The sequence below is a fragment of the Thalassotalea atypica genome, assembly GCF_030295975.1.
Taxonomy (GTDB): Bacteria; Pseudomonadota; Gammaproteobacteria; order Enterobacterales; family Alteromonadaceae; genus Thalassotalea_F; species Thalassotalea_F atypica.
Window position 1 is genome coordinate 504,697 of sequence record NZ_AP027364.1, and the last position, 14,285, is coordinate 518,981.

The following is a 14,285-nucleotide window of genomic DNA, read 5'->3' on the forward strand; positions in this document are numbered from 1 at the left end:
CAGTACAATAATGCAAACAACATAGCACTTTTGATATGAAACCAAGCCCAAAATTTGTCAAAGCCTTAAATACTTTGGCCGTACAAGCCCATTGCCAAGCGTTTTATCAACCAGAAAATATTGACGATTTGATAAAGCTATCTAACCAATTACCTGAGCACTTTTACATTCTTGGAGAAGGAAGTAATACGCTGTTCCTTGATGAGATTACCCCCGTGCTGGTGAGTCCCAAGCTTTATGGCGTCAAAATTGAAACTCATGACGAGTATTATTTAGTCACTGCAGCGGCAAGTGAAAATTGGCATGATTTAGTTTTACATTGTGTGAATAACAGTGTTTACGGTTTAGAAAATTTAGCGCTCATACCTGGGAGCGTCGGTGCAGCTCCTGTTCAAAATATTGGAGCGTATGGGGTAGAACTGGCGGATTTTTGCCAGCAAGTACGTTGGTTTTGTTTTGAGTCAAATCAAGAGAAAGTACTGACGACGGAACAATGCCAATTCAAATACAGAGACAGTATTTTTAAACATGACTTGAAAAATAAAGGGTTGATAACAGCAGTGACGCTTAAATTACCCAAGCTTTGGCAACCCAAAATCACCTACGCAGGGCTTAACGAGCTAGCTGTTGATTGCACTGCCAAAGAGGTGTTGGAAAAAGTCATTATCATACGCCAATCAAAATTACCTGATCCTAGCGATATCCCCAATGCGGGAAGTTTTTTTAAAAATCCTATAGTTCCAATAGCGATTCTTGATGCATTGAAAAGACACTATGGTCAAATTCCGCATTATCAAGTAGACGAACAACATGTCAAATTGGCCGCGGGTTGGTTAATTGAGCAGAGTGGTTATAAAGGGTATAAAATGCTTGGAGTTGGTGTTCACGCTAAGCAAGCGCTGGTGCTCGTTAATCATCATAGTGAATCTGGTCGTGCTATTTTTGACTTAGCAATATTAATCATGAAAGAGGTCTTTGCTAAGTTTAATGTTCAACTTGAGCCTGAAGTTCGCTTGGTCACTGCTCAAGGTGAAAAGTCGTTTCAAGAGTTAACTATTCATGGCTAAATCAATTAAAGAGCATTTAATCAAAGAGCTGGCATCAGGAACATTTGTTTCGGGCCAAGAGTTGGCAGACAAGTTTGGCGTATCTAGAGCCGCTATCTCTAATCAAGTTAGTAATTTAGGCGAGATGGGCTTAGATATTTTCAAAGTCCGTGGCAAAGGATATCAACTCGCCGTGCCGATTGAATTACTCGATAAGCAGGTTATCAGCGCCTACTTGAAAGAGTTTGGCTTAGAAAACACAGTTGAAGTACATAATGTAATTGACTCTACAAATAACTACTTGATGAGAAAGTTACCTAACCAACTAAGCTCGGGGCAAATCTGTTTAGCCGAATACCAGCAATCAGGTAGAGGTCGACGAGGTCGTCAGTGGCTTTCTCCTTTTGGCTCACATCTCTACTTATCAATGTATCAACCTCTTGAACAAGGCATGTCGCAAGCAATGGGCTTAAGTTTGTTAACAGCGCTTGCCGTCAAAGATTCCATTTCTGCATTGTTCAGTATCGAAGTTGGTTTAAAATGGCCTAATGACATTTATGTCCAAGGGGAAAAAATTGCCGGAATATTGATTGATCTAGAAGGCCAGGCAACGGGATCCTGTCATAGCATTATCGGCTTAGGCGTAAATGTAAATATGCCAGTGGCTGCAGCTAAAACCATAGATCAACCTTGGACCGATCTTAGTTTACACGTTGCCACAGGGGTTGATCGAAATCTATTAGCCGCCACATTAATTTTCTCGTTAAATAAACGGATGAAACAGTACAAAAGCACAGGCTTAAAAGCTATGTTAGACGATTGGCACCAGTCAGATATTTTTCTTAATAAACCGATCAAATTAGTCACAGGCAATAATGAAATATTTGGTACCTGCCGCGGAATAAATGAGCAAGGCGCATTGCTGCTTGATGATGGCAATGAAGTTAGAACCGTGTTTGGTGGGGAAGTCAGCGTTAGGGGAGTATCATGATCGCATTACTCGATATCGGTAACACGCGATTTAAGTATGTTCATTATCTTCTTGATGAGGACATAAAGGGATCGATAGTAGAAGAGCAATGCTATAGCGCCATAATCAGTATCGACAATCAAGAATTGACTTCAAAATGGCTAACTGAGCATTTAAGCAATATCACCCATCTTGTTTTTGCCAACGTAAATGATCAACGTTACAGCGAAATACTGAAAAATTGGGCAATCAGCAAAAGTATACCGTTCAAAATAGTGGGTACAGAAAAGAGTTTTAATAATGTAATTAATGGTTATACAAATTTCGGTCAAATGGGTGTGGATCGTTGGTTGGCACTAGTAGGTGCAAAACAAATGTTCCCCACTGATAATTGTTTGATTATTGATAGTGGTACGGCAACTACATTTGACGTGCTAGATGCTCAAGGATCACATCATGGCGGCTGGATTTTACCCGGTATAGAACTGATGACAAACAGTGTCCTTGAATCTACAGCTAATGTGAAAGGCAGTGCAACACATGTAGAGAATATTGCTTTTGGTAAATCGACTTCAGATAACCTATCTTATGCTAGTTGGGCTGCAACCGTTGGCGCCGTTGAGCAAGCGATTAAATTAGCTAATGACTCAGGGGACAAGCCAAGTCGCGTCATTTTTACCGGTGGCAACGGTAAATTATTAATGCAGCACTGTGAAGTCAACAATGACCTACAATCATTTAGCTATGTTGAAAAGTTAATTTTTATTGGGTTAGCTTGCTATATAGCGCAATAATCTTGATAAATATTGTTAACTTGCATAAAAAAACGTCAAACGGTCAAATTAAGCAATTTTTTTTATTTTAGCTATTGCAAGCTTCAAAACATTACTCTAGAATGCGCTCCACTTAATGTAGTGCCGACTTAGCTCAGTTGGTAGAGCAACTGACTTGTAATCAGTAGGTCGCCAGTTCGATTCCGGCAGTCGGCACCATTAATACACTAGCAATAGTGTTAAAAAGAATTTGGAGGGGTTCCCGAGTGGCCAAAGGGATCAGACTGTAAATCTGACGGCTCCGCCTTCGGTGGTTCGAATCCACCTCCCTCCACCATTTTTTGCAGAGATATCTGATAGATTTGCAAAGCGGACGTCGTATAGTGGTAATACCTTAGCCTTCCAAGCTAAAGCTGCGGGTTCGATTCCCGCCGTCCGCTCCATTCTTTGTACATAGTGCTGATATAGCTCAGTTGGTAGAGCGCACCCTTGGTAAGGGTGAGGTCGGCAGTTCGAATCTGCCTATTAGCACCATTTCATTGAATCTTATCTATACTTATCTTTTACTAAAATTTTAAACTTAAATTTTTACCTCGAGGTATTTTAAAGTGGCTAAAGAAAAATTTGAACGTTCGAAACCGCATGTTAACGTTGGTACTATCGGACACGTTGACCACGGTAAAACAACACTAACAGCTGCTATCTCTGCAGTATTAACAAAAACTCACGGTGGTGAAGTTAAAGATTTCGCACAAATCGATAACGCTCCAGAAGAGCGCGAGCGTGGTATTACAATTAATACTTCTCACATCGAATACGATACAGAAACTCGTCACTACGCACACGTAGACTGTCCTGGTCACGCCGATTATGTTAAAAACATGATCACTGGTGCTGCTCAAATGGACGGCGCAATCTTAGTAGTTGCAGCGACAGACGGTCCAATGCCACAAACACGTGAGCACATCCTTCTTTCTCGTCAAGTTGGTGTACCTTTCATCATCGTATTCATGAACAAATGTGACATGGTAGATGACGAAGAGTTATTAGAATTAGTAGAAATGGAAGTTCGTGAACTTCTTTCAGAATACGAATTCCCAGGTGACGACTTACCAGTAATTCAAGGTTCAGCACTAGGTGCATTGAACGGTGAAGCAAACTGGGAAGAAAAAGTATTAGAACTTGCTAACGCATTAGATACTTATATTCCAGAGCCAGAGCGTGCAATCGATGGTGACTTCATTCTTCCAATTGAAGATGTATTCTCAATCCAAGGCCGTGGTACAGTAGTAACAGGTCGTGTTGAACGCGGTATCGTTCGTGTTGGTGACGATGTAGAAATCGTAGGTATCAAAGAAACTACCACTACAACATGTACTGGTGTAGAGATGTTCCGTAAGCTTCTTGACGAAGGTCGAGCTGGTGAGAACTGTGGTGTACTTTTACGTGGTACTAAGCGTGAAGACGTACAACGTGGTCAAGTACTTTGTAAGCCTGGTTCAATCAACCCGCATACGAAGTTCGAATCAGAAGTATACGTACTTTCAAAAGATGAAGGTGGTCGTCATACTCCATTCTTCAAAGGATACCGTCCACAGTTCTACTTCCGTACAACTGACATCACAGGTGCAGTAGAGCTTCCTGAAGGTGTAGAAATGGTAATGCCAGGCGACAACTTGAAGTTTGTTGTTGAGCTAATCAACCCAATCGCGATGGACGAAGGTTTACGCTTCGCTATCCGTGAAGGTGGCCGTACAGTAGGTGCTGGTGTTGTTTCTAAAGTAATCGACTAATATCGAGCTTTAGTTCACACAGAACTTAAAAAAAGGATGCTTCGGCATCCTTTTTTGTTACTAGGCCACCGAGCGGATTTATCCGTGATGACCGAGTACGTTGAGAAGTTAGTCATAGTTGACTAACTTCAGTAAACGAGGACGAATCGCTCCGCGATGAAGTTGAGAGCCGTACAGTAGGTGCTGGTGTTGTTTCTAAAGTAATCGACTAATATCGATTCTTTTTAGAATACACTGAAAAAGGTCGCGAAAGCGGCCCTTTTTGTATTTGCTATTTGAAGTTCTTATTTAGTTACTTAAACAACTTTAATTGTAGTCATCGTATTGCAATAAATGATATGTTCAAGATGGAATTTTATTAACCATTCAAGGAATGAATATGTTCAAGGGAGCGTTGTCTTCTCTTTTCATTATTGTGTCTTTCAGCAGTTTATCTACTAATTTTAAAGTATCAATTTTTGAAGAAAATCTAAATGCAAAAACATACGAAGACTCAAGCAATTCACGCAAAGAATCGTGGGCATATCTGAGTTATGTGGTCAACGTTGACGGGAAGCCTGAAAACATTGAAGTGATCAGTTCATCAAAGTCAAAAGACAAAAAAGCCAAAGCCAAACAATATGTCGAGAATTTAAGGTATATTCCTGCGAATCGTAATGGTAAACCGATAAAAACAGAAAGAACCTTTTTACTCAAATTTCAAAAAAGTCTTTGGGGAAACCCTAATGATGGCATTTCCGTTCATTTCAGCCGGGGCTATGATGAAGCGAATAAGCTTATTGAAAAGGGACACTTGGAGGAAGCTTCATCTGTACTACTTGATCTCGAAGAAAATAAAGTCAAAAATTTAACTGAACAAGCATATTTCTCATGGCTGTCATCCATATATTACTCAAAAACAAAAGAGTGGGGTAAATATCAAAGCGCAACGTATGACGCATGGGTACTAAAGGAAAAACTTACCGATCAATATGCGTACATTGTGACGAAGAACCTGATTGATTATGCACTTTATGACCTTGAGTATCAGTTTGCTTTAGATGTACTCAATTCAATGAAGAGACTGACCGGTGTAAATTTGACTGAAGATGGTTATTCAGAGTACCAAGCCTTAATTACGGCATCCTTGAATGCCCAGCAAGAAATCAAGAAAAGCTATGTTGTGGACAAAGAAGATACAATAACATATCACCGTATCGTAAAAAGCCAGCTTAGTGTGCAAGATGTTGTTGGCAAGATAATAAGGATTGAACTTAGGTGCAGGAACTATTTCAAGTCCTTACAGCGAACAACAGATATTGAGATTCCTATTGATGGAGCACACTGTAAGTTGTTGCTTGAAGGTCAGGTAGGAACTGAGTTTACTGTCATCGAAACAGGAAATAACATCCTCCTAAATTAATAGTTGCGAGTTATCAAATATATGGCGTGAGGAATATTAAATTCTCCTTGAGATATATTATTGACTCAGTATAATAGCGGGCTCACTTCTAGAGTAACTCTTATTTTTCCCAAAACAATTTAAGAACCGCTCGGTAAGTGTAAGTAAATAATTTAGGGGTATAGTTCCAATTGGTAGAACAGCGGTCTCCAAAACCGACGGTTGGGAGTTCGAATCTCTCTACCCCTGCCATATTAGGTTGTGGAATAATCTACAACACTCGTATAGAACGAGACAGTAAAGCTAGACGGTAACTAACAGGTCAATTTTATGAATGCAAGTACAGAAAGCCAGCCAAGTGGTTCTCTAGATTCTTTGAAATGGGGTATTATCTTCCTCGTTTTAGGTGGCGCAGTGTTCGCCAATTATTATTTTAGTGACCAATCTGTATTGGTTAGAGCATTAGGTGTAGTTGCTGCTGTTGTTGTTGCTGGTTTAATTGCCATGCAAACAACAAAAGGTCGCAATGCTGTGGTTTTTGCAAAAGAATCACGTACTGAAGTGCGTAAAGTTGTTTGGCCAACAAGACAAGAAGCAGTGCAAACTACAGGTATTGTACTTGTTGCTACCTTATTCATGTCATTAGTAATGTGGGGCTTAGATTCAATTCTATTCTGGCTTGTTGGTTTCGTTACTGGGTTACAGGTGTAAATATGTCTGAAGAAACTATCTCAGAAAGCTCAAATCAAGAAAACAAACCTAAATTGCGTTGGTACGTAGTTCAAGCGTTTTCAGGTTATGAAGCACGTGTTCAAAAAACGCTTTTAGAACACATTGAAATCCATGCATTGCAAGACAAGTTCGGACAGGTATTAGTACCAACTGAAGAAGTAATTGAAATGCGTGCAGGCCAAAAACGAAAAAGTGCGCGTAAATTCTTCCCTGGCTATGTATTAGTAGAAATGGCGATGGATGAAGAAGCATGGCACTTGGTTAAAAGTGTGCCTCGTGTATTAGGGTTCATCGGTGGAACGTCTGATCGTCCAGCTCCTATCACGCAAAAAGAAGCTGATCGTATTTTGCAGCGCCTTGAAGAGACAGATGCGCCTAAACCTAAGACTTTATTTGAAGTGGGTGAAGTGGTACGCGTTATTGACGGACCTTTTGCTGACTTTAATGGTGTCGTTGAAGAGCTCGATTACGAGAAGAACCGCATTAAAGTATCTGTACTTATCTTCGGTCGCTCAACGCCAGTAGACTTAGAATTTGTACAAGTAGAAAAAGGCGAATAGAAATATCGCTGTGAAAGGTAGTTTTTAACTATTTTTCATCTAAATATAAAAAGATCTTGAAACGGCAGTGTTGATTAATTTATAATCCGCTGCCGTTTTTATTTGTCCGGATGAAAGTTTGTTCAATAAAAGCGTTTTTTAATCCACGGGGAGCTCAATCTTAAATGATTAGTTGTTCTGAAATATTGAACAGAGCGTTAGAACCCAAACTAAAGGTATATTGAAGATGGCTAAAAAAGTCCAAGCTTTAATCAAGCTACAAGTTGCTGCTGGTGCAGCAAACCCGTCACCACCAGTTGGTCCAGCTCTTGGTCAACACGGTGTAAACATCATGGAATTCTGTAAAGCGTTCAACGCAAAAACAGATTCTTTAGATAAAGGCGCTCCAGTTCCAGTAGTAATTACTGTATACAGCGATCGCTCTTTCACGTTTGAAACTAAAACTCCACCTGCATCATACTTACTTAAGAAAGCTGCTGGTATCAAGAGTGGTTCTGGTCGTCCTAACACTGAAAAAGTGGGTACTGTTAAAGTAGCTCAACTTGAAGAAATCGTTAAGATGAAAGAGCCTGATTTGACTGCTGGTTCTATGGAAGCTGCAGTGCGTACCATTGCGGGTTCTGCTCGTTCAATGGGTTTAGTGGTAGAGGACTAATCAATGGCTAAATTATCAAAACGCGCTCGTCTTATCCGTGAAAAAGTAGACGTATTAAAAGATTATGAAATCAACGAAGCAATCGCACTTCTTAAAGAATTAGCAACAGCTAATTTCAAAGAAAGTGTTGATGTTGCTATCAACTTAGGCATTGATGCTCGTAAATCAGACCAAAACGTTCGTGGTGCAACTGTACTACCTAACGGTACAGGTCGTGACGTACGTGTTGCTGTATTCACTCAAGGTGCAAATGCAGACAAAGCTAAAGAAGCTGGTGCAGACATCGTTGGTATGGAAGACTTAGCTGAACAAGTTAAGAAAGGTGAAATGGACTTTGACGTAGTTATCGCAACTCCAGACGCAATGCGTGTTGTTGGTCAACTAGGTCAAATCTTAGGCCCACGTGGTTTAATGCCTAACCCTAAGGTTGGCACTGTAACACCAGACGTAGTTGCTGCGGTTAATAACGCAAAAGCTGGTCAAATTCGTTACCGTAACGACAAGAACGGTATCATCCATACTACTATTGGTAAGGTTGATTTTGACGATGCTAAGTTACAACAAAACTTAGAAGCATTATTGGAAGCGCTTAAGAAAGCAAAACCAGCAAATGCTAAAGGTCAATTTATTAAGAAGGTTTCAGTTTCAACTACTATGGGTGCTGGTGTAACAGTAGACCAAAGTAGCTTAAGCATGTAACTTTCAAAGTTTCAATTAATTGAAGCTTTACAGGGGTGATATTGTGAACTATAATTTCGCCCCTTAAATTTTGGTAGGAACTGCTGGGATTGCGTATTATTTGCAACTCTAGTGGTCCGTCAAAGACCGTAGGTGATTTTACATATTTATATGTAAGAATCTTAATTAGAGCCTGCGTAGATGGTGATTACCCAGACATTTTCCTAAATTCTGGTCCTCGCCGTAACGGCCTAATAATTTATTTTATTAGGGATTGAAAACACCGGAATGATCCGGTTGAACCAGGAGTTAAAGCCAATGGCTATCAATCTTGATGACAAAAAAGCAATTGTTGCTGAAGTTCAAGAAGCTGCCAATGGCGCTCAATCAGCTGTTGTTGCCGACGCACGTGGCGTCACAGTTGAAGCAATTACTGTATTGCGTAAGCAAGCACGTGAGAACGGTGTATGGATGAAAGTTGTCCGTAACACTTTAGCGCGTCGCGCAGTAGAAGGTACTGAATTTGAATGTGTTGCAGACACGTTTAAAGGTCCTTCATTAATTGCATTTTCAAACGAGCATCCAGGTGCCGCAGCGCGTTTATTCTCTGACTTCGCTAAAACTAACGAAGCATTTGAATTAAAAGCAGCAGCATTTGAAGGTAATGTAGTAGACGTAAACATGTTAGCTAAGCTACCAACTTACGACGAAGCAATTGCACGTTTAATGAGCGCTATGAAAGAAGCATCTGCTGGCAAACTTTGCCGCACGATTGCTGCAGTTCGCGATCAGAAAGAGCAAGAAGCAGCGTAATTTATTTGCTAACGCAAATCGCACTTTTTGTATTAATAGTTATTTCAAACAGTTCATTTAAATTAATAAAGACTGTTTATTAAAAATTAGGAAATTATAGTATGTCTATTTCTAAAGACGATATCTTAAACGCAATTGCTGAAATGTCAGTAATGGACGTTGTTGAATTAATCGAAGCAATGGAAGAAAAATTCGGTGTTTCTGCTGCTGCTGCTGTTGCAGTAGCTGGCGGCGACGCTGGTGGTGCTGCTGAAGAGCAAACTGAATTCGACGTAATCTTAACTGGTTTCGGTGAGAAGAAAGTTGCAGTAATCAAAGCTGTTCGTGGCGCTACAGGTCTTGGCCTTAAAGAAGCTAAAGAGTTAGTTGAATCTGCTCCTAAAGCTCTTAAAGAAGGCGTTGAGAAAGCTGAAGCTGAAGAGCTTAAGAAAGCTCTTGAAGAAGCAGGTGCTTCTGTTGAGATCAAATAATCTGTCTCTAGACAGATTATTTGCCTGAAAAGGCATTGGCTGGTGATTTAAACGTCACCGGCCTTTTTGCGCTAATTAAAGCTATTTTTTACGAAGCCAACTAAATTGGTTTTTTTTAAAAGCAAAACAGTGCATTATAAAAAGTTAGACGCTTGCCAAGTTGATTGAATATTTCGTTGAAGTATTCAATCAACTTGGCATTTGATGTCAAAGCAAAAAGGCTGTCTTAGCTTAGTCGACAAAACTAAGACAGATTCGGTATAACCAGCTAGCTGAGGAACCCCATGGGATACTCCTACTCTGAAAAGAAACGAATTAGAAAGGACTTTGGTAAAAGTGCACAGGTCATGGAATATCCATTCCTGTTGTCCATCCAACTCGGATCTTTCCGCAAGTTTATTGATATTGACCCTACAGGTGAAACCGGTTTAGAAGCCGCTTTTCGTTCAATTTTCCCGATAAAAGCATATTCTGGTAGTTCAGAATTACAATACGTGAGTTACCGTTTAGGTGAGCCATTATTTGATGTTAAAGAATGTCAAATTCGTGGTGTCACTTATTCTGCTCCGTTACGTGTTAAGTTACGTTTAGTTATCTATGATAAAGAAGCGCCGGCTGGCACAGTAAAAGATATCAAAGAACAAGAAGTATACATGGGTGAAATACCATTAATGACGGAAAATGGTACATTCGTCATCAATGGTACTGAGCGTGTTATTGTTTCTCAATTACACCGTTCTCCAGGCGTATTTTTCGATCACGATAAAGGTAAGACACATTCTTCAGGTAAAGTGTTATATAACGCACGTGTTATCCCTTATCGTGGTTCATGGTTAGACTTTGAATTCGATCCCAAAGACAACTTATTTGTTCGTATTGACCGTCGCCGTAAATTACCTGCGTCGATTATCTTACGTGCACTAGATTATTCTACTGAAGAAATCTTAGACATTTTCTACGATACAACAGGATACGAAATCAAAGGCGATAAGTTGATCATGGAACTTGTTCCTGAACGACTTCGTGGCGAAACTGCTACTTTTGATATTAAATTGCCAAATGGTGATGTATTAGTTGAACAAGGCCGTCGTATTACCGCACGTCACATTCGTACGTTATCAAAAGAAAATATTACTGAGTTAGAAGTTCCAGCAGAATATATTGTAGGCCGTGTACTTTCTAAAGCGTATGTTGATGAATCTACTGGTGAAGTGATTGCTGAAGCAAATGCTGAAATCACGTTAGAATTACTAGCTGAACTAAGTCAAGCTGGTCACAAGCAGCTTAGCACATTATATATGAACGAATTTGATGTTGGTTCATATATGTCAGATACGCTTCGTGTTGACTCAACTAACAGCCGTTTAGAAGCGCTAGTAGAAATCTACCGTATGATGCGCCCTGGCGAGCCACCAACGAAAGATGCAGCTGAAGGCTTATTCGCGAACTTATTCTTCTCGTTAGAGCGTTATGACCTATCAACAGTTGGTCGTATGAAGTTCAATCGTCGTGTTGGCTCTTCTGATTCAACGGGCGAAGGAATTTTATCTAAAGAAGATATCATCTCAGTAATGAAAACATTAATTGCCATCCGTGATGGTAAAGGTGAAGTAGATGATATCGATCATCTAGGCAACCGCCGTATTCGTTCTGTAGGTGAAATGGCAGAAAACCAATTCCGCGTCGGCCTTGTTCGTGTTGAACGTGCTGTTCGTGAACGTCTAAGCTTAGGTGACCTTGACGCTATAATGCCTCAAGACCTAATTAACGCTAAGCCAATTTCTGCAGCGGTTAAAGAGTTTTTTGGTTCATCACAACTTTCACAGTTTATGGATCAAAACAACCCGTTATCTGAAGTAACGCATAAGCGTCGTATTTCTGCATTAGGCCCTGGTGGTTTGACGCGTGAGCGTGCAGGTTTCGAAGTACGTGACGTACATCCAACCCACTACGGTCGAGTATGTCCTATCGAAACGCCGGAAGGTCCAAACATCGGTTTGATCAACTCGCTGTCTTGTTACGCACGTACCAACGATTACGGTTTCTTAGAAACTCCTTACCGTAAAATTGTTGACGGTATAGTAACAGATGAAGTTGACTACTTATCAGCGATTGAAGAGGGTAACTTTGTTATCGCTCAGGCAAATGCTGAACGTGATGAAAGCGGCCGCTTAACAAGTGACCTAGTACCTTGTCGTCACAAAAATGAATTTACGTTGATGTCTAAAGAGGCGGTTCAGTACATGGACGTTTCTCCACAACAGATCGTTTCTGTTGCTGCATCACTTATTCCATTCCTAGAGCACGATGATGCTAACCGTGCCTTGATGGGGTCGAACATGCAACGTCAAGCAGTGCCAACATTGAAAGTGGACAAGCCACTAGTTGGTACCGGTATGGAAAAAATCGTTGCCGTTGACTCTGGCGTTACAGCTGTAGCTAAACGTGGCGGTGTCGTTGAATATGTAGACGCTTCTCGTATCGTAGTTAAAGTGAATGAAGATGAAATGCATGCTGGTGAAGCAGGTATTGATATCTATAACTTAACTAAATACACACGTTCTAACCAAAACACTTGTATTAACCAACGCCCACAGTGTCGCATTGGTGAGCCGGTAGTTCGTGGCGATGTATTGGCTGATGGTCCGTCAACTGATATGGGTGAATTGGCACTTGGTCAAAACATGCGTATCGCTTTCATGCCTTGGAATGGTTACAACTTTGAGGATTCAATGTTGTTATCTGAGCGTGTAGCTCAAGAAGACCGATTCACTACAATTCACATTCAAGAATTAAGTTGTATTGCTCGTGATACCAAATTAGGCTCAGAAGAGATTACTTCTGATATTCCTAATGTTGGTGAATCTGCATTATCTAAACTTGATGAATCTGGTGTTGTATATATAGGTGCTGAAGTTAACGGTGGTGACATCTTAGTAGGTAAAGTGACACCTAAAGGTGAAACACAGTTAACACCTGAAGAAAAGCTTTTACGTGCTATCTTCGGTGAGAAAGCTGCTGATGTTAAAGACAGTTCATTACGCGTACCTAACTCAGTGTCTGGTACGATCATCGATGTACAAATCTTCACTCGTGACGGTGTTGAAAAAGACGCTCGTGCACTAGAAATAGAAGAAATGCAGCTTAAAGAAGTTAAGAAAGACTTAGGCGATGAGTTTAGCATCTTAGAAGATGGCATTTATGCTCGTGCTAAGAAGCTTCTTCTTTCTTCTGGCTTAAATGAGTCTGATCTTAACTCAATGTCACGTGACAAGTGGTTAGTTCAAAACTTATCTGACGATGGTCAACAAGCAGAACTTGAGCAAATTGCTGAGCAATACGACAACATTAAAGCTGACTTTGATAAGAAATACGAAGTTAAGCGTCGTAAGATCACTCAAGGTGATGATTTAGCACCAGGCGTATTGAAGATTGTTAAAGTTTATCTTGCCGTTAAACGTCGCATTCAGCCAGGTGATAAAATGGCCGGTCGTCACGGTAACAAAGGTGTTATTTCAAACGTAGTACCTGTTGAAGATATGCCGTATGACGAAAATGGTGTTCCAGTTGATATCGTACTTAACCCGTTGGGTGTACCATCACGTATGAACATAGGTCAGATTTTAGAAACTCACTTAGGTATGGCGGCACGTGGTATTGGTGAGAAGATTGATCGCATGATCAAAGCTCAGCAACAAGTTGCTAAATTGCGTAGCTTCTTAAAAGAAGTGTATGAACTGGGTGAATCTCGTCAAGAAGTTGATATCGATAGCTTCTCTGATGATGAAATCCAACGTCTAGCGAATAACTTACGTGCAGGCCTTCCTATTGCAACACCAGTATTTGACGGTGCAAGCGAAAGAGAAATTAAAGACCTATTCAAGTTAGCAGACATGCCTGAAAGTGGTCAGTTCAACCTTACAGATGGTCGTACTGGTCGTCGTTTTGAACGTCCTGTAACCGTTGGTTATATGTACATGTTGAAACTGAATCACTTAGTTGATGACAAAATGCATGCACGTTCAACAGGTTCATACTCACTTGTTACTCAGCAACCACTTGGTGGTAAAGCTCAGTTCGGTGGTCAGCGTTTCGGTGAGATGGAAGTATGGGCACTAGAAGCATACGGTGCTGCATATACGCTACAAGAAATGTTAACGGTTAAATCTGATGATGTTAACGGTCGTACTAAGATGTATAAAAACTTAGTTGATGGTGATCATCGCATGGAACCGGGTATGCCTGAATCATTCAACGTATTACTTAAAGAAATTCGTTCTTTAGGTATTAACATTGAATTAGATCAGGAATAACCGCATAGCGAGTTGTTGAGCAGACTAACTGCTAAAAGTTAGTACATGGAGAGAGCGGCTATACCGCTCTCTATCAAGGTTAACTCCGACAGGAGATAGAG

The 14,285-nt window shown here is 40.5% G+C and carries 12 protein-coding genes and 5 tRNA genes; all 17 read left to right on the top strand.

Annotated features, from left to right (window positions below; all coding sequences use genetic code 11):
* Positions 1-35: 35 nt before the first annotated feature.
* The 17 genes from murB (at position 36) to rpoB (ending at position 14,184) form a co-directional block, all read left to right on the top strand.
* Positions 36-1,067: a UDP-N-acetylmuramate dehydrogenase gene (gene murB, locus QUE03_RS02360; RefSeq protein ID WP_286264717.1), complete on the top strand. Its 1,032-nt coding sequence runs from the start codon at positions 36-38 to the stop codon at positions 1,065-1,067.
* Positions 1,060-2,037, top strand: a complete 978-nt coding sequence (birA, locus tag QUE03_RS02365; protein WP_286264718.1) for a bifunctional biotin--[acetyl-CoA-carboxylase] ligase/biotin operon repressor BirA — start codon at positions 1,060-1,062, stop codon at positions 2,035-2,037. The genes murB and birA overlap by 8 nt, the downstream gene beginning before the upstream one ends.
* Positions 2,034-2,810, top strand: a complete 777-nt coding sequence (locus tag QUE03_RS02370) for a type III pantothenate kinase (RefSeq protein WP_286264719.1) — start codon at positions 2,034-2,036, stop codon at positions 2,808-2,810. The genes birA and QUE03_RS02370 overlap by 4 nt, the downstream gene beginning before the upstream one ends.
* A 122-nt stretch (positions 2,811-2,932) precedes the next feature.
* A tRNA-Thr gene (locus tag QUE03_RS02375) sits at positions 2,933-3,008 on the top strand.
* 33 nt (positions 3,009-3,041) lie between these two features.
* Positions 3,042-3,126, top strand: a tRNA-Tyr gene (locus tag QUE03_RS02380).
* Between the two features lie 32 nt (positions 3,127-3,158).
* Positions 3,159-3,232, top strand: a tRNA-Gly gene (locus QUE03_RS02385).
* 15 nt (positions 3,233-3,247) lie between these two features.
* Positions 3,248-3,323: transfer RNA gene (locus QUE03_RS02390), tRNA-Thr, on the top strand.
* A 74-nt stretch (positions 3,324-3,397) separates the two neighbouring features.
* Positions 3,398-4,582, top strand: coding sequence for an elongation factor Tu (tuf, locus tag QUE03_RS02395; RefSeq protein ID WP_286264720.1), 1,185 nt, complete (start codon positions 3,398-3,400; stop codon positions 4,580-4,582).
* Positions 4,583-4,961: 379 nt separating this feature from the next.
* Positions 4,962-5,984 (top strand): energy transducer TonB, encoded by a 1,023-nt coding sequence (locus tag QUE03_RS02400; RefSeq protein WP_286264721.1) that lies wholly within the window; start codon positions 4,962-4,964, stop codon positions 5,982-5,984.
* A gap of 154 nt (positions 5,985-6,138) precedes the next feature.
* Positions 6,139-6,215, top strand: a tRNA-Trp gene (locus QUE03_RS02405).
* 78 nt (positions 6,216-6,293) lie between these two features.
* Positions 6,294-6,674, top strand: coding sequence for a preprotein translocase subunit SecE (gene secE / locus QUE03_RS02410; RefSeq protein WP_286264722.1), 381 nt, complete (start codon positions 6,294-6,296; stop codon positions 6,672-6,674).
* Positions 6,675-6,676: 2 nt separating this feature from the next.
* Positions 6,677-7,255, top strand: coding sequence for a transcription termination/antitermination protein NusG (gene nusG / locus QUE03_RS02415; protein WP_286264723.1), 579 nt, complete (start codon positions 6,677-6,679; stop codon positions 7,253-7,255).
* Positions 7,256-7,481: 226 nt separating this feature from the next.
* Entirely contained in the window at positions 7,482-7,910 is a 429-nt protein-coding gene (rplK, locus tag QUE03_RS02420) for a 50S ribosomal protein L11 (protein ID WP_286264724.1), read from the top strand.
* 3 nt (positions 7,911-7,913) lie between these two features.
* On the top strand, positions 7,914-8,609 hold the full coding sequence (gene rplA / locus QUE03_RS02425; protein WP_286264725.1) for a 50S ribosomal protein L1: 696 nt from the start codon (positions 7,914-7,916) through the stop codon (positions 8,607-8,609).
* Between the two features lie 297 nt (positions 8,610-8,906).
* A complete protein-coding gene (gene rplJ / locus QUE03_RS02430) occupies positions 8,907-9,401 on the top strand; it encodes a 50S ribosomal protein L10 (protein WP_286264726.1) in 495 nt (164 codons plus the stop codon).
* 101 nt (positions 9,402-9,502) lie between these two features.
* Complete coding sequence (gene rplL, locus QUE03_RS02435) at positions 9,503-9,871, top strand: 50S ribosomal protein L7/L12 (RefSeq protein WP_286264727.1); 369 nt, start codon at positions 9,503-9,505, stop codon at positions 9,869-9,871.
* A 284-nt stretch (positions 9,872-10,155) separates the two neighbouring features.
* Positions 10,156-14,184 carry a DNA-directed RNA polymerase subunit beta gene (gene rpoB / locus QUE03_RS02440; protein WP_286264728.1) on the top strand — a complete coding sequence of 1,343 codons (4,029 nt, stop codon included), beginning with the start codon at positions 10,156-10,158 and terminating at the stop codon, positions 14,182-14,184.
* Positions 14,185-14,285 lie beyond the last annotated feature (101 nt).